Genomic DNA, 21254 nt, shown 5'->3' on the forward strand with positions numbered 1-21254 from the left:
GGGCTTTCTATTTGCAGAGTATCAAAGGATTGGCATTGCTTCAGCAACTGCCCACTGCACTTATGTACAAGCGTCGAGGTGAAGAGCAGTTTCATTTAAATGACGCGTTTATAAAGTTGTTTGGTATAAGTAGCGAACAACTCAATGGTGTGCCCAACTTTTCTTTTTTTGACCCTATCAACAAATCACAGCTTACCGATACTCAGTGTCCCTTCGAAAAAATAGAGAAAGAGGCTTTTCCTACCGCTTGGGTAAGACTTCAAACTCCAGCTCGCTCATTGCATTGTTTTATTACTGGCAGTGTCATTGCCGATGGCGATGGCGAGTGGCTCATTATCAATGTAGAGAACAATGCGCATTATGCAATGGCTGAGAGCGAGGAAGGAGCGCATGCTCAGCGTCATATTACTTTCAATCAGCTGCTGACCAAGTTTTCATCAAAGTTGATTAAGGCAAGTGCAGACGAACTAGACGTTATTATTGGCCAAAGTTTGGCTGCTTTTGGCGAATTTTGTGATGTAGACAGATGTTATTTATTTGAATTTAGTCAGGAACTTTCATTAATGTCGAACACCCATGAATGGGTTGCTGCCGGCGTTACACCTTACATCGATGACTTGCAGAATATGCCTACCAGTGACATGCCTTTTTTGATGGAACACATTAACGAGGGTATGTTTAAAGTCGACGATGTAAAAGACATCCCCGACTCTGCGATTGCAGAGAGAGAGGAGTTTCAAAAAGAGGGGATTTGTTCAATTTTGTGCATGAGAATAACCGTTGACGGTAACCCCTATGGATTTATTGGCTGCGATATTATTGGAAGCCCTTATACATGGTGTGCGTCAGACATAGAATACCTAAAGAGAATAGGCGATATGCTGGGCAATACTCTGCAAAATATTTACAACCGCAGGGCAATTTATGCCATGCAGCAAGAGTTGGTAGAGGCCAATAAGCAGTTACAGAAGCTTGCCAATATCGATGGGTTAACGGGAATCGCTAACAGACGACTATTTAATACAACGCTAGAAAAAGACCTGTCGCAAAGCTGCCGAAGAAATGAATCAATATCGCTTCTTCTTATCGATGTGGATTTTTTCAAATTATACAACGATAACTATGGTCACGTTGCCGGAGACCATGTTTTACAACAGGTAGCCCTGACAATATCTGAAAGCTGTATTGGTACCGACGACCTAGTAGCGCGTTATGGAGGTGAGGAGTTCGCCATAATTCTGCCGGCCACCACCACTGATGACGCAGAAGCTTTGGCAAAACGTATTCTCGACAATGTTAAGCGGCTTGGCATCGAACATGAGCGATCTCCCCACAATAAATTGCTCACCGTAAGTGTTGGTGTAGCCACTCAAGACTTAGCGTGCGATGAAACCTGTTCCGATTTGGTCAATAAAGCAGACCAAGCGCTCTATCGCGCTAAAGCAGCAGGTAGAAACTGCGTTAGTCAGTAACGCAGCTTCTAGCCCCTAGCAGGTTACCGACACTTTCTGTTAAAACTCATAGGATACCGTTGCACCAAACGTTCTAGGTTGGTTAGGGTAAGCGTTAAAACTGCCGCTTTGAATAGGGGGTGGGAATGCAGATAAGAAATATTCATCGTTATTCAAGTTACGCACCCATATCTTCACGCTTACACCATTATCCATAGATAAGCCCGCGCTTGCGTTCAGTGTACCTACTTCTCGTGTCAACTCCGGCGGAACGTTTTCAACAATTTGCGCTTCACTTTCGTAAATATAGTCGGTACGGATGAAGCCATACATTCCTTCGCCAAGATCAACATTATAGGTTAACCCACCCACAAAGCTCCGCTCGTGAATACCGGCAGGCATTGTGCCAGATAAATCTACTGGGCCATCCACGCCGTTAGCACCTACGAAAGAGTCATAAACGGGGTCTAATATGGTCCCGCCAAGCGATAGCACTAAGTTATCGGTTAAATTGAAACTTGAGTCGAATTCAATACCCTGCGTAGACTGTTCACCAGCGTTAGCTAGCACAAATCCGGTACCCACAAATATACTCGATTGAAAACCTTCGATAGTTTGGTCGAACAAAGTGATATTAAATGCACCGCGTTTAAACCTGGCTTTTACACCTAGCTCGTAAACTGTCGATTCTTCTGGGCCTGCGTATCGTGTTCCATAACTTTGATTTGCCCGTGTAAGGTTGGCAGTTTCAAGCGCGCTTTGATCGCTAGCAAAAGGGCGTGTATCTCGTGATAAATTCCATGAAGACGCTTTAAAGCCTGTTGCGGCAGTAGCGAAAATATTAAAGTTTTGGTTTACCTCGTAAGCTAATCTTACGCTCCACGTTGTTTTGCTATCGCTAGTATTGCCATTTTCAACTTCATTCGGAAAGACTAGTTGGGGTGGAAGAAACTGCACGCCTTTCAGTGTTGGTACAAACGGCTGTAAGTCTGGAATGAAAGACAAGGGCACACCAAACACAGTAGGATCGGTGTCGAAATCAATAGCCGATAGTGTTTCATTATGAATTTGAGCCACAGATACGTCTTTTTCATCGTCGGTATAAGAAAGGCCAACGGTGGCGGTTAACCTATCGCTAAGGTCGTAATCTACAGTGGCAAAAAGACTAAACGCATCGTTTTCTTGCAAGAAATCGGTGGCCAGAAAGTTATTAGCTGCAAAGAACGCATTGCGAGGGAACGCATATAAATCTTCGGCGGTTTCAAGCAAGGGCTGCAAACCTAACAGGTTGAAGAAAGGTCGTGTTCCGTCTCCGTAATAGAGCACATCGCCAGTGTCTACTTCTTCAGAAAAGTAAAAGCCCCCAATCATCCAGTCAAATTCATTATCACCGGTAGAGGTTAATCGAAACTCTTGCGTAAAGGTTTCAATGTCAGTCGCGCCGGTCTCTGTCAGAATATCTAGCGACGTGTAATCAACATCAGAGTCGTAACTGCTGGTGTTTTTTCTAAACGCGGTAATAGAGGTTAAGGCAAATGAGCCGTAGTCGACATCAACTTGAACCGAAATGCCGCCATCCTCAACCGTGTTATTAGGATCTTGATTTAGAGCAGATTTAAATTCAAATTGGTCTTCAACGTCTAATACCGTTCCGCCAAGTGCTCTAACAGCGGCTGTAGTAGGGCCGTTTATAACATCGGCAACGGTACAGCAACGTTCATCAATTTCGCTGTAATCGGCAATAAATCTAATGCTGGTATCTTCGGTAGGTTGATATAAAGCTTGACCGCGAATGTTCCAGCGATCCCGGTTGTTCATGTCGTCAAGCCCAACCACACTCTCGGTATAACCATCTCGTTTGTTTAAACCGCCAGAGACACTAAAAGCAAGTTCTTCGGTAATGCTGTTGGTGTAGTAACCTTTAAGTAAACGCTGATTAAAATTACCAATACCTAGCTCTACTTTTGCTTGCTCAACAAACGATGGGCCCGCGGTTCTTACGCTTATTACACCCGCAGACGCGTTTTTACCAAACAAGGTGCTCTGCGGACCGCTTAATACTTCAACCTGTTGAAGGCGAGGTAAGTCACCTATTTGAGCAGCCGCGCGGGAGCGATAGACGCCATCAATAAACACGCCTACTGAGGGTTCGATGCCGGTGTTGTTGCTACCGTTGCCAAAGCCTCTAATAGAAAAGTTGGTATTTGTAGAGCGCTGCAGCGGGGTAACGCGCAACGTAGGCACTAAAGCTTGTAGGTCTTGAATATCGAGTACTTGCGTTTGTTCAATATCTTCGCCGCTGGTAACGGTAACAGCAATGGGAGTTTCTTGTAATCCCGTTTGTCTTTTTGAAGCGGTGATCAGAATTTGCTCATATAAATCGTCTTCAGACTGTGCCGTTTCTTGCGCTGATGTGTTTGCCGACTGTTGACCAAAGGCAGCCTGTGCTCCCATTCCCAGTGTAAGGGCGATCATTAACGTAAGTGGTTTGCGTTTGAAAAATGGAAGGAAGCGTTTGTCCATAGTGCGTTCTCTGTGTTTGCGTTATTTTTTATTATTCACTCATCAAACCATCATTTTTGTAGTGATTTTAATGACGAGCAGCATTAGCGTATTGCTTTTTAATACGTTAACGCAAAAATAAGCAATGTAAACGCAATGTTATCATTTAGTTAAATGATATTGCTTCTTAGGTTTGGGTGATATTTGTACAATGAGCGAAAGAGTACGATAAAAACGCGCCACACATAGCCCTGGCGCGTTTTTATGTAGTTGGGAAACGAATATACTGGAAAAAGTTACGAGGTGGCGGGTACAAGCGCCTTGTGCCGCATTTGTATGTAACTTAACGCCCACATGATAAATCCGCCAAAAAACAGCATGGCAGACGCATAGCCGGTTTGATTAAAACTTGCACCGCTGGCCAACATTGCTCCTCCAACCATAGGACCTATCGCGTTAGCCGTATTAAACGCACATTGAACAAGTGCCCCTATCATGGCATGACCTGTGGGTGAAACATCAAGCAGCATCGATTGAATAACTGCCGCTAGACCCACGCTTGCACCGAGTAAGAAAACTGTAATGTAAAGCCACCAAATATTGCTCGCTGCAAACACATACATAATAGATACACCAACGCTGCACATAAGTGCGATACCTGTAGTGGTGAGAGGTGACTTATCGGCCAGTTTGCTTATCAACCAATTGCCAATAGTGGTACCGATACCAAACATCATCATAGCTATAGATATAGTGACTTCAGGCGTTTGCGTGACGTTAATTATGGTATCGGCGAGGTAAGTGTAAATACAAAATACACCGCCAAAACCCACAAATATGATGCCTGATATTGACCAAACTAATTTGTTTTTTAGCACCCCAAATTCTTCACGCAATTTCGACGGTTGGGTAACTGGGCAGCTGGGTACTAAAAAGTAAATAAGTAGGATAGTGAAAAGGGCAAGGGCCGCGACTATGCCCATACACACTCGCCAACTCATGTTCTGACCAATCAGTGTAGCCATGGGCACGCCGACAATAGTGGCTATAGTCAGGCCAGCAAATACCATTGACATATAACTTGCTCGTTTGCCCTCTGGCGCCATACTGGCTGCAACCAACAGCGCGGTGCCGAAATATGCACCATGGGGTAAACCCGATAAAACGCGATAAAAAACAAGCTCTGGCAGACTAGATGCGATAGCGCTCAAGCCGTTGGCTACAAAAATCATAACCACAAAAATAATGAGCGAAGTTCGCCTATTTGTTTTATTGGTTAGCAGCATAAACAGGGGCGCGCCTATTACTACTCCAATGGCATAGCCGCTTATAACATTACCGGCCATTGAGGGCGATACGCTATAGGTTTCAGCAATAAGGGGCAGCATCGACATAGATGAAAATTCTGTTAGCCCTAACACAAAAGTGCCAAGTGCCATAACCAAAATGGGCCAAACTACCGCGCCTCGGTGAGATTGTGAAGCAGACATAAAAAACCTTATCAATTTGATGAAGCCATACTCCTTGGCGTCATCACCAAAAAATACGTTACGTAAAACCGTTTACTCAATAACAGCAAACACGATTAAAGCAACGTTGACGAAAATAACTGTTTGTAGGAGATGCAGACATTTGAAACAAAGGAGGCCTAGAAAATGAATAACCGGACGCTACGCTAGGCGCAAATATTGAACAATGTTCTATTATTTGAGCCATAACTATACGCTACATGTAGCCTAAAGTTCTATTGTTAACGCCACGGGAAGCTGAATTTTATCGATTATGGGTTAACGTTTACCCAATGTTTGCGTTTCATTTACTTAATGCAACATTTCTACTGCTGTAGTAGGCATTAGATATGCTTAATTGATTGAAGTCAGTGCATGTGAATTGAAAGCTTAAAATGCAAAAAGCCCCTAAAAAGGGGCTTTTTGCGAATTGGTGGAGCTGGCGGGATTTGAACCCGCGTCCAGAAAATGTCTACCTTTGGTACTACATGCTTAGTTTGTCTTTTCTTTAACTACTTTAGACCCCGACAAACAGGGTTCCTGGTAGCTGTCCTAATACTATTTCGCGGTTCAACCTTAGGAAAGTTTCCCTCGCTAGTTTGCTTATATGACCTTCCAAACCCACGCTAGCAAACTAAGCTGTGGTGGAAGGGCCTATACCGGTTATTAAGCGGCTAGTGCGTAGTTTTCGTCGTTTGCGACTATTTAAAGCGGCTTTTTTAAGAGGCCAGCCGCACCTCTGCATGCACCTCCGGCTTCCTAGATCCTGTCGAATCCTAATCAGCCCCGAGTGTGGTTGCAGAGTATAACATAACTAGAATGAGGTTAAACGCTTCTTTTATAAAATCGCTTTCAAAAGATGCATTTATAATCGATAAGCTTTAATATGCCATTCTAATAATCTTCATTTGTGTTGTGCATGCCTTCAAACTCAATTCTATATTCACCTTATACATTGCCCTGCGGTAAAACAGTTAGAAATAGACTGGTTAAAGCGGCAATGGAAGAAAATATGTCGAGCTATGGTTGTCTTCCGGGGGAATCGCTGTTTTCTCTTTACCGCTATTGGGCTCACGGCGACTTGGGAATGGTCATAACCGGCAATGTTATGGTAGACAAAGAAGCCATGACCGGCCCTGGTGGCGTGGTATTAGAAAAAGATACGCCCTTAGCACCGTTTGAGAGATGGGCAAAGATTATAAAGTCCAATGGTGCCCTGGCTGTTATGCAAATTAATCATCCTGGGCGACAAGTATTTAAAGCAATGCAGGGCAAAGCAATTGCTCCATCTGCCATTCCTTTAGATATGGGTAAGCATTCCAAGCTTTTTGCCGAGCCCAGAGAAATGACGTGCCAAGATATCCACGACGTATGCAAGCGCTTCGTTGAAACCGCAAAACAAGCTGAAAAGGCTGGCTTCGATGGGGTTGAGGTGCATGCGGCGCACGGCTATTTACTTACTCAGTTTCTATCACCGCTCACAAATCAACGACAAGACGAATGGGGTGGGTCTATTATTAATCGTGCTCGTCTACTTATTAATATAGTGAGCCAAATTAGAGCAGTGTGCGCCAAAGACTTTATTGTGATGGTGAAGCTTAATTCAGCAGATTTCCAAAAAAATGGATTCTCTTTCGATGATGCCAGCGAAGTAGTAAACCGATTAGAAGCGCTGGGTGTCGATGTTGTTGAGCTATCAGGGGGCAGTTACGAAGCTCCGGCTATGCAGGGACAAACAAAAGACAATACAACACTCGCGCGAGAGGCCTATTTTTTAGAGTTTGCCAAAACCCTTGAAAGCCAAACTCAAATTCCTTTGATGACAACAGGTGGTATTAAGCGAGCGGAAATTGCCGAACGAGTTATTCAAGAGGGATGTGAGCTTGTTGGGTTGGCCAGTGCGTTAGCTATCACGCCCAATTTGGCGAAAAAGTGGCAGCAAGAGTGGACTTACTCTGGCGTTATTCCACACTGTACGTGGAAAGATAAATCATTAGCAAGCTTGGCCAATATGGCTATTGTTAGACGGCAATTGCGCCGGCTAGGTAACGATTTAACCACGTTAAGAACTCCATCACCGCTGTGGAGCTTAGTGTTAGATTTAATACATCGTAAGAAAATGACTAAGCGAGATGTGGCTTATCGAAGTGAGAAGTAACAGATGAAATGACAAACACAGCGTTAAACGCTGTGTTTCATCATTCTTTCTTTCTGGCGCTGCCAATCTTTGTCTTTCAATGAGTCGCGCTTATCGTGAGCATGTTTACCTTTCGCAAGGTGAATCTCTAGTTTTACCCAGCACTTTTTCCAGTACATAGATGTGGCGACAATAGAGTAACCCTGCCTGTCTCTCGCGCCCATTAAGCGCTCTATTTCTCGTTTGTTCAGCAACAGCTTACGCGCTCTTTCAGGCGCGGCAATAACGTGGGTAGACGCTTGGCTTAGCGGACTAATTCTACACCCAACAAGATATGCCTCAGCATTTTGTATAATGATGTAGGCATCGGTAATATTCACCTTACCAGCGCGTATACTCTTTATCTCCCAACCCTGAAGCTCTAAGCCAGCTTCAAATTTGTCTTCTAAAAAGTAATCGTGACGCGCTTTTTTGTTCTGCGCGATATTTCCGGTGGTATTTTTGTTTGCTTTATTCTTTTTCATGAGCGCTATTATACTGATAGTGTGAATAAATGTCTTTAAATGTGTCGCACAAATTTGTGCTCGTGTGGCGTTTTAGATTTCAAAGCTTCGGGCAATGAATACGAACAATGTTTTAATGTTTTATTCATGGGGAAATGTCGTTTGGGATCTAAAAAGATAAAAAATAACTGTGATATAATTCTCAAATTAATCATAGTGTCAGATAAATAAATGCCAAGTATTCACCGAAGCGCGCTGGTAGCACATAGCGCAGAAGCCATGTTTGAACTTGTGAATGACGTTGAATCTTATCCAGCGTTTTTACCAGGTTGCGCAGACAGCAAAATTCTAAACAGTGACGAACAAGCCATGAGCGCGTCGTTGCTGGTATCAAAAGCGGGTATTAAACAGTGGTTCACCACTGAAAACACCTTGTTTCCTAATGAGCGTATTGAAATGCGTCTTGTAGACGGTCCATTTCGTTCACTTTCTGGCGGCTGGACATTTTCTGCGCTTTCAGATGAAGCGTGTAAAATTGAATTAAACCTACAGTTTGAATTTGCCAATAAGCTAGCAGAGATGGCGTTTGGAAAAGTGTTTAATAGTTTAGCCTCTAGCATGGTTTCAGCGTTTACCGAGCGAGCAAGGACTGTTTACGCATGAGCAACTCGCTAATCACTATAGAAGTTGCTTACGCACTGCCTACTAAGCAATCGTTAGTCAGTATTGCAATAGATAAAGATGCAACAGTGGAGGAGGCAATTAACGCCTCTAACATTCTAAATGAGTACCCTGATATTGATTTAACAAAAACGAAAGTAGGAGTGTGGAGCCGCGTTGTCAGGCTAAAAGACACCTTAGTAGACGGCGATAGAATTGAAATTTACAGACCGTTAATTGCCGACCCGAAAGAAATTAGAAAACGACGTGCAGAAAAAGCTAAGGAAGAGGGAAGAGCTGACAAAATTACCGGCGGTAAACCCAACCCTCTCAAAGCAAAGTAACGCTATTACAAGGTTTTATCTGAAATGCTTCCCAATTCAAGGAATGGTGAAGCATCAATGTTTTCAGCATCCATCATGGTTGCTATGCGTTGCATAGTGGCTACCATCTGGCTTTGTTCCCACTCTTTTAGCTGAGAGAAGCGCTCAACGAAATGCTCTTGCAGAGGACGTGGTGCGTCTTTTACCGCCTCTTTGCCACGCTCGGTAAGAAACACGCCCACCTTGCGCTTATCTTTGGTGCTTCTAATTCTTGTAGCAAGGTCTCGAGATTCAAGTCTGTCTAAGATATTTGTGATTGTAGCTGGGCTTAAATTTATATTTTCTGCAATCTCGCGAACCATAATGCCAGGCCGCTCTTCAATATTTTGCATAACAAGCAGTTGTGGACCTGTTAGGCCCACGTGCTTGCTCAGTTGTTTGCTGCGCAGGTCAACGGCGCGGATAACGCGCCGTAGTGCCACAAGCAATTCTTCTTCTTTTCGCATATTTTTTCCAACAAATGCGTAACGTTAGCGAATAGCTTCAGTTACTTAAGCAAATGAATAAAGTGCTGGTGTTTGTGATAATGATCGATAACGTCATTAATTACAGACAGCTTCGACCAACCCATAATATCGTAGTTCTGACCGCCTTCACTAAGGTGAACTTCCGCGCGATAATACGTTTGTTGTGCCCTACCGTCTACTTCTTCTTCTGACGGTGCAAACTCAGGCTGCTCTGTAGATGTGGGATAAACCGCATAAATAAAGTCTGGGTCAGTACCCATGGTCACTCTAAGGATAAGTGCTTCATCGGTATCTTCCAAACTTACATCAAAATGCTGTTCTTTAAACTCTTTACCAACTTCTTCCATGGCAGGTTTCGCAACTTTACGAAGGAAACGGCGAACAGCCTCTTCATCAGGAAACGTAACGATATTTTCTAAACGCTCTTTCCAGTTTTTATCACCGTCGCTGTGTTGCGGTGTTCCGGCGAGAACTTGCAAGCTTTCTCGCTTGTATCCTTCAACTCGAAGCGCTTTAAGTAACCCAAACATCGCAATAAGAAGCACAATAGCAAAAGGCAGTGCTGCAGCAATAGTCATGGTTTGAAGCGCACCAAGACCGCCAGCGTAGAGCAGTACCGCACTTACTACACCAACGCCTATAGCCCAATAGATACGTTGCCAAATAGGCGTGTCGTTACGGCCGTGAGAGCAAAGCATATCAACAACCATTGCGCCGGAGTCGCAAGAGGTGACGAAGAACACAATTACCATGAGTACGGCAATAAAGTTAAGCACACTAGAGAACGGGAATTGCTCTAAGAACACAAACAGTGCAACAGCACTATCTTCGTTCACCATAGTCGCCAGTACTTCTTGGCCTTGCGACATAACTTGGTCTATTGCGCTGTTACCAAACACGGTCATCCAAAACAGAGTGAATACCGAAGGGATAAGAAGTACACCTAAGATGAATTCTCGAATTGTTCTACCGTAAGAAATTCGGGCAATAAATAGTCCCACAAACGGAGCCCATGCTAGCCACCAGCCCCAATAGAAAATAGTCCAACCACCAATCCAGTCGGTTTTGTCATAGGCAAACAAATTAAATGTATTTCTTACAATGTCTGCAAGATAAGCGCCGGTGTTTTGCATGAAGGCTTGTAGCAAGAACACGGTCGGCCCAAGGATAAGCACTATCAATAACAGCGCTATCGCTAAAACCATGTTGGTTTCTGACAGTCTGCGAATTCCTTTATCGAGACCGGTTGTAACGGATATAACAGCTAAGCCAACTACACCCGCCATAATGGCAATTTGAACACCTGTATTCGAGGGAAGACCAAACAGATAGTTAAAACCAGCATTTACCTGCGAAGCACCTAAGCCTAGAGAAGTCGATACACCGAACACTGTCGATGTAACAGCAAAGATATCTACAATGTGACCGGGCCAGCCGTAAATCTTGTCGCCAATTATTGGGTATAATGCAGAACGAAGAGTAAGTGGTAAATTTTGTCTGTACGCAAAGTAGCCTAGGATCAAAGCAACAATGGCATAAATAGCCCAAGCGTGAATACCCCAATGGAAGAAAGTCATTTTCATCGACTCTCTCACCGCATCTATTGTGCCTGGATCTGCTGTTGGCGGCGCAAGATAGTGCATGAGAGGCTCTGCAACACCAAAGAACATTAGACCTATGCCCATACCTGCGGCAAATAACATACTCAGCCACGTTGGGAATCCAAACTCAGGCACAGCATGGTCTGGGCCTAGTTTTATTTCTCCATAGCGTGACATACCTAGATAAACCACAAAGATAACAATAACAGCTACCGCAAAAACGTAAAACCAACTGCCGTTGGACACGATCAGCGCTTGCGTCGCTTGGAATACTGTATCTGCAAGAGAAGGCGCCAATGCTGCGAACGCTAAGAGGCAAAGTATTATCGCAGACGATGAATAGAACACCGCTTTGTTTAAGGGAGATTTGTTTTCTTCTTTAATCACGCAGACTAAATCCTTCCACATCTAATTTAATTATAATTAATACTGACAAATATACCGCAAAGTACACTTTTTATAAACATGTGTTTAAATAATTAGCTTTGAATGCATATGCTTCCTGTTCTTCAATTTTCACTGTCTTTTTATCCGCAATAGTCTGCTAAAAACCGTATTTTATTAGCCATTAGTTTATATTTGCCGTGTTTTTGCGTGAAAATTAATCGTTAGAGTAGAAATTATTTGTCGTTTGTGGGTTAATAGATATGATCTTTTTGATATGTGTTTCAAGTAAACACTATCCGAAGAAAAAAAACCAATATACTCAAAGGGAAAACACAAATATGCGAAAAACTCAGCTTAGCTGTGCGATCGTCGCTGCATTGGCATCAACATCTATAGCCGCGCAGGAGTCGGAAGCACCCGCAAAACTCGAAACTATTGAAGTAACGGCAACAAAACGAGCAGAGTCTATTCAAGACGTGCCTGTAGCGGTGTCTGCACTCAATGGTAAAGCGCTTGAAAATTTAGGCATCGACAACTTCCAAGAGTACGTTGAGTTCTTACCTAACGTCGTGTTCCAAGGCACAGGTCCTGGACAAAACGAAATATATATTCGCGGTGCAGCGACAACACAATCAAACATCATGTTGTCATCAGTACAAGCACTGCAACCGTCTGTAGCGTTTTATTTAGACGAGATGCCGGTTTCAATGGCTGGCCGTAACCTTGACGTTTACGCCACTGACGTAGAGCGCGTAGAGGTTCTTCCTGGGCCACAAGGCACACTATTTGGTGCTAGCTCACAGGCTGGTACTATTCGACTTATCACTAATAAACCAGATCACGCAGGCTTCGCTGCGGGTTTTGACACCAACATCGGTTTCACCAAAGACGGTGAAATGAGTAACTCTGTTGAAGCCTACTTCAACATGTCACTTACCGACGATTTAGCGGTTCGCGTAGCTGCATACAACGACCAGCAAGGTGGTTGGATTGATAACGTGAGAAACGTTCCAGGCGAAGGCGGCTATATTGGAAGTGCGGTAGTTGTTGACCGTATTTCAGGTGGCGTACTTGCCGATCCAGTTGGGATGGATGCAAACCGCATCACTAATCCAAATATCAATTCAAATTCTGAAGCTTCAGTAGTATCACCACAAAACGATGCTCTAGTTGAAGAAGACTTCAACGATGCAGTGTACTCTGGTGCGCGCTTTGGTCTGTCGTATCACATTAATGACGACTGGGATTTATTGGTACAGCATACTCAGCAAACGCTAGATACTGAAGGTGTATTTGCTTACGACCCAACGCTAGAAGGCGAATCTTCTGCTATTCGCTTCCAGCCAGAGGAAAACAGAGACGAGTTTGGCCTTACAACGTGGACAGTTGAAGGACGTTTAGACAAGCTTGATGTTGTCTACACCGGTGGCTATTTAGACCGTGAAATCGACACGTTAGCTGACTACACTGGCTACACAAACGGTGGTTTGTTCTCAGCATATTACTTGTGTAACCACTATGACACGCCAGATAACGCTGCTGACGAACGTTGTTTAGACCCTACTAAGTATTATGCGGAAGATACTTCTTCAACTCGTAATACCCACGAACTGCGCTTCAACACTACTATGGATACTCCATGGCGTGTAACTGCTGGTTTATTTTATGATGAACAGGAAGTAGCGACTGTTGGCCAGTTTAAAATTGCTAACACGGAAATGAGCACGTTTGGTTTTGATAATCTTCAGCGTACGCTAGTAGGTAACGAAGGTATCAACAGTGATGGCGGCCCGTTCCCTGGCGAGATTAGTTTTGTAAACGACATTACTCATACTATTGAGCAAATTGCCGTTTTCGGTCAGCTTGAATACGACCTTACTGAAAAGCTAACGGCCAGCCTAGGTGCTCGCTGGTATCAAATTGATGACATTTACGTGGGCTCAACGTCTACCGTTGATGTAACTCGTAGAATTCGTGCTTTTGGTACGCAAGATCCTGACGAACTTGCAGCTGTTGGTCTAGACCCTGATGCGGTAAACGCAGCGATTCAGAGCGGTCAATTAGAGACAGAACTTCTTGATAGCAATGGTGTGCTTACCGTTGACGATACTATCTTTAAGTTTTCACTAGATTATAAAGTGAATAAAGATGTGCTTGTTTTTGCAAACTACTCTGAAGGTTTCCGTCCGCCAGTTACCAACCGTGTTGGTGGTGGTTTAGCAACTAACCAGAACGGTAAGTTTGAAAACTTCCGGATTCCAGTTTATTCAACAACCGATACTCTGGACAACTATGAGCTCGGTATGAAAGGTGACTTTTTCGACGGTCTATTCCGTGTTAATGCCACTGCGTACTACTCAGAAATTACTGACTTGCAAACGTCGCGTTTCGACCCGACCAATATTTCATTCTTAGTATTTACCGACAACGTGGGTGATGCAGAGATTAAAGGTCTAGATGCAGACCTAACTTGGCTTGCCACTGACGATTTAGTTATTAATGCTGCATTCAGCTTATTGGATACTGAACTTACTAGTATTAATTCTGAGCTTGAAGGAATAGCTGCTGGCGTTGGTTCACAACTGCCTTACTCTGCAGAATTCTCAGGTAATATTAACGCGCGTTATTTCTTCGAGTTAGAAGGCGGTAAACGTGGTTATGTTAATGGCTCTGTAAGCTACACTGGCGACCGTTTTGCTGGCATGATCATGGACGCTTTTGTAATGGAAGACGCTACTCAAAACATTTATGGCACAGGTTCTGGTCTTAAAATAGAACAAGAAGCAGCCGTATATGAAGGTGTAACGTACGGAGATTCAAACGGCGAAACCTTCCGTGGCGGCCGCTATGTTCAAGAGTCTTACTTCCTTGCTAACTTGGCAGTTGGTGTAACTAACGATGTTTGGAAAGCTGAACTGTACATTGATAATCTATTCGATGAGCGAGCAGTGTTAAACATTGATACACAACAATTTACGCCGAAAGTAGTAACGAATAGACCTCGTACTATCGGAATGCGTTTCTCATACGACTATTATTAAGATAGTTAGCGTTTGATACATTGGTTGCAAAACCATAGGTAAAATTTAAAACGGCAAACTTTTTGAGTTTGCCGTTTTTTGCGTTTTTAGGCATGCTGTATAAATGAAAATAGAAGAACAACAATTATTCTCCAACATTAAAAAAAGCCTGATGCAGTCACAGCATCAGTCTGTAATCACTCAGTGCAGCAGTTTACTCAGCCCCAGCGCAGACGAAAGCGGTGCGAATTCAGACACTGGCTTGAGTGCTGAGGCAAAGCGTGAGGCGTTGTATCTACTTGCCGTGGCTTATCGATTGTCTGGAAGTACTCAAAATGCTATTTCGACACTTGATAACTTAGTGGCTTTATTCCCAGATTACGGAAGGGCATTCCAAGAGTTGGGTTACTGTTATTTAAAGGTTGATGATAAAAAAGCTGCTCATAGCTTTTATCAAGCAACGCGTTTTAACCCCGCGCTACTTGCGTCGTGGCAGCAGCTAGAAAAGGTGTACAAAAAAGACAAGCAAGAACAAGCGCTTTTACTCTGTCAGCAGCAAATTCAATTTTTATCCTCATTACCCAAGCCGCTGCTTGGTGCTACTGATTTAATGCATGAAGGCCAGCTTCACAAAGCTGAGCAAGTATGCCGTCAATTTCTTTCTGCCAACAAACATCATCCAGAAGCAATGATGCTGCTAGCAGAGTTAGGTATTCAGTTAAAAGTGTATAGCGATGCAGAATTCTTATTAGAAAGCTGTGTAGAGATGTACCCAGAAAATGATAGAGCAGCCGCTTCGTTTCAAAGTCTTTTGTCTAAACTTGGTAAGTTTCCACAAGCCGTTGAACTTGCTAAGAAACGCCTAGCCCAAAGCCCTGATAACTTTACTGTACAGGTATCGCTAGCCCATGCGTTAGTAGGTGTAGGTAAGTTAGATGATGCGATAGCAATATATCGGGAATTATTGGCTAAAAATGACGACCGCCCCGCATTATGGGTGGCACTAGGCCATGCATTTAAGGCAAAAGGCGATATGCAAGAGGCTGTTTCAGCTTACGAAAAATCTACTCGCTATGCGGCAGATTTTGGCGATGCCTATTGGAGTTTAGCAAATACCAAAACCTATCGTTTCGATGATGAAACTATAGAGAAAATGGTGGACCAAGAATCTTTAGAGTCGACTAAACTGGATGATAAAATTCATTTATGCTTTGCCCTTGGCAAAGGCTATGAAGACAGAAAAGATGCAAAAACTGCTTTTCATTATTACCAAAAAGGTAACTCACTCAAAAAGCGCACCATTCAGTTTGATATAGGCAGAACCGAGGCTGCATTAGACGCTCAGAAGCGTGCGTTTTCTCGAAGTAGCTTCAACAATACTCAGGGGTGCCAAGCCCAAGATCCTATTTTTATCGTCGGCCTTCCTCGTGCAGGTTCAACCTTACTTGAACAAATACTTGCGTCGCATTCCATGGTAGATGGCACTATGGAGCTTCACGATATCTTAGGAATAGCGTCGTCGTTGAGTCACAAGAAAACGCCTTATCCATTTAATGTCACAGAATTAGACGATGATGCCTGCAGAGCCTTAGGGCAGAAGTACATAGAACAGACACGTGCTTACCGACAAGGAGCGCCGTTCTTTATTGATAAAATGCCGAATAACTTTATTCATATCGGGCTAATCAAAAAGATTCTGCCTAATGCTAAGATTATTGATGCGCGCAGAGCGCCAATGGACTGCTGTTTTAGCGGCTTTAAACAGCTATTTGGCGAAGGGCAGGAGTTTAGTTACGGTCAAGAGGATATCGGTCGTTATTACGTGGCTTACGAATCGTTAATGGACCATTGGAAAGCAGTATTGCCTAATCAGGTTTTAACGGTTCAACATGAGGATGTACTTGAAGATTTGGAAGGGCAAGTAAAAAGGCTGCTATCGTTTTGTGGGCTGCCCTTTGAAGAAGCGTGTCTATCGTTTTACGAGACAAAACGTGTGATAAAAACTCCAAGTTCTGAGCAAGTTCGTCAGCCAATCTATAAAACTGGAATGCAGCAGTGGAAGCCTTTCGAAACTTATCTTGATGAGCTTAAGCAGGCGCTTTCGAGTTAACCTTTTAGGCTAACGTTTGTCGGTTAACGCAATAGATAACAGTATTAGAGCGCGCGTTAACCGACGATAAAAACCTTATATTAATATTTACGACGTTTTAATCCTGTCTCGGCCAAGATTTTGGCCGAGATTTCTTCTATTGAATACTTTGTACTATTGAGAAACGGGATCTTTTCTTTCCGGTACAAGTTTTCAACTTCTCTTAGTTCCATACGGCATTGCTGCATTGATGCGTATTTACTATTTGCTCTTCGCTCAGAACGTATTTGGTGTAATCGCTCTGGCTGTATAGTTAAACCAAATAGCTTGTTTTTATATCGCCTTAAAGCGGGCGGTAACTTAAGCATATCCCCCATATCCTCTTCGGTAAAAGGGTAGTTGGCAGCTTTTATCCCAAACTGAAGGGCTAAATACAAACTTGTGGGCGTTTTACCCGAGCGAGATACGCCGGTAAGAATAATGTCGGCCTCATCATAATCTTTTAAATTAGAGCCATCGTCGTTAGCAAGTGCATAATTTACCGCTTCGATACGAATATCGTAGGTGGTTTCATGAATACTGTGGGTGCGATGTTTTTCCGGTTTAGACGGTACTCCGAGCACTTTTTCGAGTGGCGCGACAAATTGGTCTAGAAAATTGTAATTGATACCCACTGATTTCGAGATGATTTTGCGAATATCTACATTCACAATTGTATAAAAAACGAGCGGCCTTTCTCCGGTATCTTGAAAACTTTCAGAAATTTTCTCTAAAACTTTGTAAGCGTGTTCCTCAGTTTCAACGAATGGAATGGTGTTGTGGTTAAACTCGACCGGAAATAATGAGAGCAGGGCGTGTCCAAACACCTCTGACGTTATGGCTGTACCATCTGAAATATAAAAAGCTGTTCGCACAACATATCCTTAACATTGTCGTAATTTAATTACAGAATTAATAAAGAGTTTACATTCTTAATAACCCCATTCTATGATGATTTCATCGAAAAGCCAGATGCTTATCGCGAATGACGTTTATAAGTTGAATATATCTGTCGGCGCGTTTATTACTCTGCCAATTAACTTTCGATTAACGAATTGATTCATTCCAGATAATAAAAGCAATAAAATCTGGAATTAACCTCATACCCTACACATAAAAAAGCGGGAGGCTTGGGCTGTGCAAGATTACGTACTTTGGTATCAAGAACTGGGCATGCACGATGTGGGGCGCGTAGGCGGCAAAAATGCATCATTGGGCGAGATGATTTCAAACCTTTCAAACGCCGGTGTGCAGGTGCCAGGTGGCTTTGCAACGACCGCTGAAGCATTTAATGCATTTTTAGAACAAAGTGGATTGGAAGCTAGAATACACGAAACGCTTGATGCGTTAGATGTAGATGACATTGGTGCACTTACTGAAGCTGGCAAGAATATTCGCCAGTGGATTATCGATACGCCGTTCCAACCTGAACTGGAAGAAGCAATTCGCGAAGCCTTCGTTACGCTCCAAGGCGATGCGGGTGACGAAGCCTCTTTTGCAGTGCGTTCATCTGCAACAGCAGAAGATATGCCAGACGCTTCGTTTGCGGGCCAGCAAGAAACCTTTCTAAACGTGAAAGGTTACGACTCGGTAATGATTGCGATAAAGCATGTATTTGCCTCGCTATTCAACGACCGTGCTATTTCTTATCGCGTTCACCAAGGCTACGATCACAAGGGCGTTGCGCTCTCTGCGGGTATCCAACGCATGGTGCGCAGTGACATAGCCTCTTCAGGCGTTATGTTCACCATCGATACCGAGTCTGGTTTTGAAGACGTTGTATTTATCACAAGCTCTTACGGCTTAGGTGAAATGGTAGTGCAGGGTGCGGTTAACCCAGACGAGTTCTATGTTCACAAGCCAACCCTTGATAAGGGATTGCCTGCCATTGTGCGTCGTAACATTGGTAGCAAACTGACTAAAATGATTTATTCCGATGACGAAGCTCACGGTAAACAAGTCTCAATTGTCGATATCGAGCCAAGCCAAAGCAAAACATTTTCTTTGTCAGACGACGAAGTGATGGAGCTTGCTAAACAAGCGCAAATTATTGAAAAGCACTACAAACGTCCTATGGATATTGAGTGGGCCAAAGACGGTGTTGACGGAAAGCTGTATATCGTTCAAGCACGTCCGGAGACTGTTCGTAGCCGCGAAGACTCTCAAAGCATTGAGCGCTTCCAACTCAAGGGGCAAAGCAACATCGTTTGTGAAGGCCGAGCCATTGGTCACAAAATAGGCGCAGGCGTTGCCAAGGTACTTGGCTCTATTGAAGAAATGGATAAGATCCAGGCCGGAGACGTTTTAGTTACCGACATGACTGACCCAGACTGGGAACCAATCATGAAAAAAGCCTCGGCCATTGTAACCAATCGCGGTGGACGTACATGTCACGCAGCTATTATTGCCCGAGAGCTTGGTATTCCTGCTGTTGTAGGCTGTACCAATGCAACAGATAGCATTGCTAACGGAGACAAAATTACGGTGTCTTGCGCCGAAGGCGATACAGGATACATTTACGGTGACGAGCTTGAGTTCGATGTAGTGACTTCACGCATTGATTCAATGCCAGATTTACCGCTTAAGGTGATGATGAATGTAGGTAATCCAGATCGTGCCTTCGATTTTGCACGTCTTCCTCACGCAGGTGTTGGTCTTGCTCGTTTAGAGTTTATTATTAACCGCATGATTGGTGTACACCCTAAGGCACTGCTGAATTTTGACAGCCAGCCTGAAGAGTTGAAAGAAGAAATAACCGACATGATTGCGGGTTATGAATCACCTACTGAATATTACATTGAAAAACTAGTTGAAGGGATTTCTTCGATTGGTGCCGCTTTTGCACCTGAAAAAGTAATTGTACGCATGTCAGACTTTAAGTCGAATGAGTATTTCAACCTTGTGGGCGGTTATCAATATGAGCCAGATGAAGAAAACCCAATGCTTGGTTTCCGTGGCGCTAGCCGTTATATTTCTGAAGATTTCAGAGATTGCTTCGCGCTAGAGTGTGAAGCGATAAAACGCGTTCGAAACAAAATGGACCTGACAAATGTGGAAATTATGATCCCATTTGTGAGAACGGTGGAAGAAGGACGCAAAGTCATTGAGTTGCTTGAAGAGCAGGGGCTTAAGAAGGGCGATAAAGGCCTGCGCATTATCATGATGTGCGAATTACCCTCTAATGCACTTCTTGCCGATCAGTTCTTGGATATTTTTGACGGCTTCTCTATCGGTTCCAACGACCTTACACAGTTAACGTTAGGTCTCGACCGTGACAGTGGACTTATTGCTCATTTATTTGATGAGCGTGATGAAGCAGTAAAAGCCTTGCTGTCAATGGCCATAGGAGCTGCCAAGAAACGTGGTAAATACGTCGGAATTTGTGGTCAAGGGCCATCAGATCACGAAGATTTTGCCGCATGGCTAGTGGCCGAAGGCATTGACTCTGTATCATTAAACCAAGATTCAGTTGTTGAAACCTGGCTATACCTTGCTGAAAAGCATGGTTAAAAGCACATCTACAAAAGTATTTGCTTAATACGTTATGAAAGCCGCTCTGAAAGAGCGGCTTTTTTGATTGCTCTATTTTTGACCCCAGTGAGCAAAGCTCAGTATCTACTGGCTGACTTTAGTGTTTTAAAACTTTTTGAGTTTTCTCATAAGCATAAAGCGGTCTAGTTTTTTGGCACCATAGGCCATGGACTTCTGGCTTATTTTCAGCCAACCTCGTGCTCGAGGCCAATCGTAACTTAGAAGAACCAGCCCTGAAATCACTAGGAGTATAGAGCCTGGCAATAGTGTAAGGATAATGCCACTAACGAGTAGCAAGGCACCAAATGTGAGACGTAAAGCTTTCATTTTTGCGATGTCCTCAAGAAAACGCGCACTTAAACGCGCCAAGCTTTATATACTGTGTCTATTCGCGCCAGTTGCCAAGGCTTAATATGTAACCATTTGTACGCGATGCATACGATGCGCAAGAAATACATGAGTATAAACGTGCGGCTAATGCAGTCATTGAATTGTATTCAGTGTATTTGTTCTACGTCGGGAAATGGGAATTGCTTTGCTTCGCATTGCAGACGCTGGCGGGGAACGCCGGCGTCCATAAAAACTCTACCGTATGGCTTGAACCCTAGGGAGCGGTGGTAAGAAACGCTGTCGAGGTTACACACTACGTTTATCTTCGGAAAAGACTGCTTTTTAGCACAGTCAATCAACGTTGCAAACAAGGTTTTATATACCAGAAGTGTACGATAGTTGCGATTTACCGCTATTCGTCCAAGCTCTCCAGTTTGAGTAAGCCTGCCGGTAGCTATTGCCTTGTCGGCATCATCAAACATAACGACATGCGTAGCCGTTTCGTCCTTCGAATCAAATTCAGTGGTTTGCGGAATTCGCCACTCTACAACAAAAACGCTTTCTCGCAGTGATTGAACAAGTGTCTTTCCTTGTTCCCAATCGACGGACTGTACCGTAAACGTCATAGCTTAGAGTACCTCGTGTG

15 protein-coding genes and 1 other RNA gene are annotated in these 21254 nt (G+C 43.6%); 7 read left to right on the forward strand and 9 right to left on the reverse strand.

Features of this window, described 5'->3' with window-relative positions; genetic code table 11:
- Positions 1–11 precede the first annotated feature (11 nt).
- Positions 12–1472, forward strand: coding sequence for a diguanylate cyclase domain-containing protein (locus GTW09_RS12435; protein WP_163112140.1), 1461 nt, complete (start codon positions 12–14; stop codon positions 1470–1472).
- A 39-nt stretch (positions 1473–1511) separates the two neighbouring features.
- Here GTW09_RS12435 and GTW09_RS12440 read toward each other — a convergent pair whose 3' ends face one another.
- The 3 genes from GTW09_RS12440 to ssrA all read right to left on the reverse strand — a co-directional run bounded on the left by GTW09_RS12440 (position 1512) and on the right by ssrA (position 6249).
- Positions 1512–3974, reverse strand: a complete 2463-nt coding sequence (locus GTW09_RS12440) for a TonB-dependent receptor (protein ID WP_163112141.1) — start codon at positions 3972–3974, stop codon at positions 1512–1514.
- 275 nt (positions 3975–4249) lie between these two features.
- On the reverse strand, positions 4250–5443 hold the full coding sequence (locus tag GTW09_RS12445) for an MFS transporter (RefSeq protein ID WP_163112142.1): 1194 nt from the start codon (positions 5441–5443) through the stop codon (positions 4250–4252).
- A gap of 449 nt (positions 5444–5892) precedes the next feature.
- Positions 5893–6249: a transfer-messenger RNA gene (gene ssrA / locus GTW09_RS12450) on the reverse strand.
- 131 nt (positions 6250–6380) lie between these two features.
- On the opposite strand from ssrA, the gene GTW09_RS12455 reads away from it, so the two are divergent.
- Positions 6381–7619: an NADH:flavin oxidoreductase/NADH oxidase family protein gene (locus GTW09_RS12455; RefSeq protein WP_163112143.1), complete on the forward strand. Its 1239-nt coding sequence runs from the start codon at positions 6381–6383 to the stop codon at positions 7617–7619.
- Between the two features lie 23 nt (positions 7620–7642).
- Here the strand turns inward: GTW09_RS12455 and smpB are convergent, their stop codons facing one another.
- On the reverse strand, positions 7643–8122 hold the full coding sequence (gene smpB, locus GTW09_RS12460) for an SsrA-binding protein SmpB (RefSeq protein ID WP_163112144.1): 480 nt from the start codon (positions 8120–8122) through the stop codon (positions 7643–7645).
- A gap of 210 nt (positions 8123–8332) precedes the next feature.
- On the opposite strand from smpB, the gene GTW09_RS12465 reads away from it, so the two are divergent.
- Positions 8333–8764 carry a type II toxin-antitoxin system RatA family toxin gene (locus GTW09_RS12465; protein WP_071979789.1) on the forward strand — a complete coding sequence of 144 codons (432 nt, stop codon included), beginning with the start codon at positions 8333–8335 and terminating at the stop codon, positions 8762–8764.
- Positions 8761–9105, forward strand: a complete 345-nt coding sequence (locus tag GTW09_RS12470) for an RnfH family protein (protein ID WP_163112145.1) — start codon at positions 8761–8763, stop codon at positions 9103–9105. Before GTW09_RS12465 ends, GTW09_RS12470 begins: the two co-directional genes overlap by 4 nt.
- Before the next feature lie 5 nt (positions 9106–9110).
- Here GTW09_RS12470 and GTW09_RS12475 read toward each other — a convergent pair whose 3' ends face one another.
- Together GTW09_RS12475 and GTW09_RS12480 are read right to left on the reverse strand one after the other, a co-directional pair.
- Positions 9111–9590: a MarR family winged helix-turn-helix transcriptional regulator gene (locus GTW09_RS12475; protein WP_071979787.1), complete on the reverse strand. Its 480-nt coding sequence runs from the start codon at positions 9588–9590 to the stop codon at positions 9111–9113.
- 41 nt (positions 9591–9631) lie between these two features.
- Positions 9632–11599, reverse strand: a complete 1968-nt coding sequence (locus GTW09_RS12480) for a BCCT family transporter (protein ID WP_338024955.1) — start codon at positions 11597–11599, stop codon at positions 9632–9634.
- 338 nt (positions 11600–11937) lie between these two features.
- On the opposite strand from GTW09_RS12480, the gene GTW09_RS12485 reads away from it, so the two are divergent.
- Both GTW09_RS12485 and GTW09_RS12490 read left to right on the forward strand, forming a co-directional pair.
- Positions 11938–14640 (forward strand): TonB-dependent receptor, encoded by a 2703-nt coding sequence (locus tag GTW09_RS12485; RefSeq protein ID WP_163112147.1) that lies wholly within the window; start codon positions 11938–11940, stop codon positions 14638–14640.
- Positions 14641–14743: 103 nt separating this feature from the next.
- The gene (locus tag GTW09_RS12490) at positions 14744–16729 is read left to right on the forward strand and encodes a tetratricopeptide repeat-containing sulfotransferase family protein (protein WP_163112148.1); all 1986 of its coding nucleotides are present in this window, start codon (positions 14744–14746) and stop codon (positions 16727–16729) included.
- Between the two features lie 80 nt (positions 16730–16809).
- Here GTW09_RS12490 and ppsR read toward each other — a convergent pair whose 3' ends face one another.
- Entirely contained in the window at positions 16810–17622 is an 813-nt protein-coding gene (ppsR, locus tag GTW09_RS12495; protein ID WP_071979168.1) for a posphoenolpyruvate synthetase regulatory kinase/phosphorylase PpsR, read from the reverse strand.
- Positions 17623–17884: 262 nt separating this feature from the next.
- Between ppsR and ppsA the strand changes: the two genes are divergently transcribed.
- Positions 17885–20257: a phosphoenolpyruvate synthase gene (gene ppsA, locus GTW09_RS12500; RefSeq protein WP_163112149.1), complete on the forward strand. Its 2373-nt coding sequence runs from the start codon at positions 17885–17887 to the stop codon at positions 20255–20257.
- 126 nt (positions 20258–20383) lie between these two features.
- On the opposite strand, the gene GTW09_RS12505 is transcribed toward ppsA, so the two are convergent.
- Entirely contained in the window at positions 20384–20605 is a 222-nt protein-coding gene (locus tag GTW09_RS12505; RefSeq protein ID WP_163112150.1) for a PGPGW domain-containing protein, read from the reverse strand.
- A gap of 170 nt (positions 20606–20775) precedes the next feature.
- Positions 20776–21234: a GNAT family N-acetyltransferase gene (locus GTW09_RS12510; RefSeq protein ID WP_163112151.1), complete on the reverse strand. Its 459-nt coding sequence runs from the start codon at positions 21232–21234 to the stop codon at positions 20776–20778.
- Between the last annotated feature and the right edge of the window lie 20 nt (positions 21235–21254).

This window comes from Alteromonas hispanica (assembly GCF_010500915.1).
Classification (GTDB): domain Bacteria; phylum Pseudomonadota; class Gammaproteobacteria; order Enterobacterales; family Alteromonadaceae; genus Alteromonas; species Alteromonas hispanica.

Excerpts from the sequence above, each read along its gene's own strand:
- GTW09_RS12440 (WP_163112141.1), bottom strand. The coding sequence starts at position 3,974 with ATGGACAAACGCTTCCTTCCATTTTTCAAACGCAAACCACTTACGTTA.
- GTW09_RS12445 (WP_163112142.1), bottom strand. The coding sequence starts at position 5,443 with ATGTCTGCTTCACAATCTCACCGAGGCGCGGTAGTTTGGCCCATTTTG.
- GTW09_RS12455 (WP_163112143.1), top strand. The coding sequence starts at position 6,381 with ATGCCTTCAAACTCAATTCTATATTCACCTTATACATTGCCCTGCGGT.
- smpB (WP_163112144.1), bottom strand. The coding sequence starts at position 8,122 with ATGAAAAAGAATAAAGCAAACAAAAATACCACCGGAAATATCGCGCAG.
- GTW09_RS12465 (WP_071979789.1), top strand. The coding sequence starts at position 8,333 with ATGCCAAGTATTCACCGAAGCGCGCTGGTAGCACATAGCGCAGAAGCC.
- GTW09_RS12470 (WP_163112145.1), top strand. The coding sequence starts at position 8,761 with ATGAGCAACTCGCTAATCACTATAGAAGTTGCTTACGCACTGCCTACT.
- GTW09_RS12475 (WP_071979787.1), bottom strand. The coding sequence starts at position 9,590 with ATGCGAAAAGAAGAAGAATTGCTTGTGGCACTACGGCGCGTTATCCGC.
- GTW09_RS12485 (WP_163112147.1), top strand. The coding sequence starts at position 11,938 with ATGCGAAAAACTCAGCTTAGCTGTGCGATCGTCGCTGCATTGGCATCA.
- GTW09_RS12490 (WP_163112148.1), top strand. The coding sequence starts at position 14,744 with ATGAAAATAGAAGAACAACAATTATTCTCCAACATTAAAAAAAGCCTG.
- GTW09_RS12505 (WP_163112150.1), bottom strand. The coding sequence starts at position 20,605 with ATGAAAGCTTTACGTCTCACATTTGGTGCCTTGCTACTCGTTAGTGGC.
- GTW09_RS12510 (WP_163112151.1), bottom strand. The coding sequence starts at position 21,234 with ATGACGTTTACGGTACAGTCCGTCGATTGGGAACAAGGAAAGACACTT.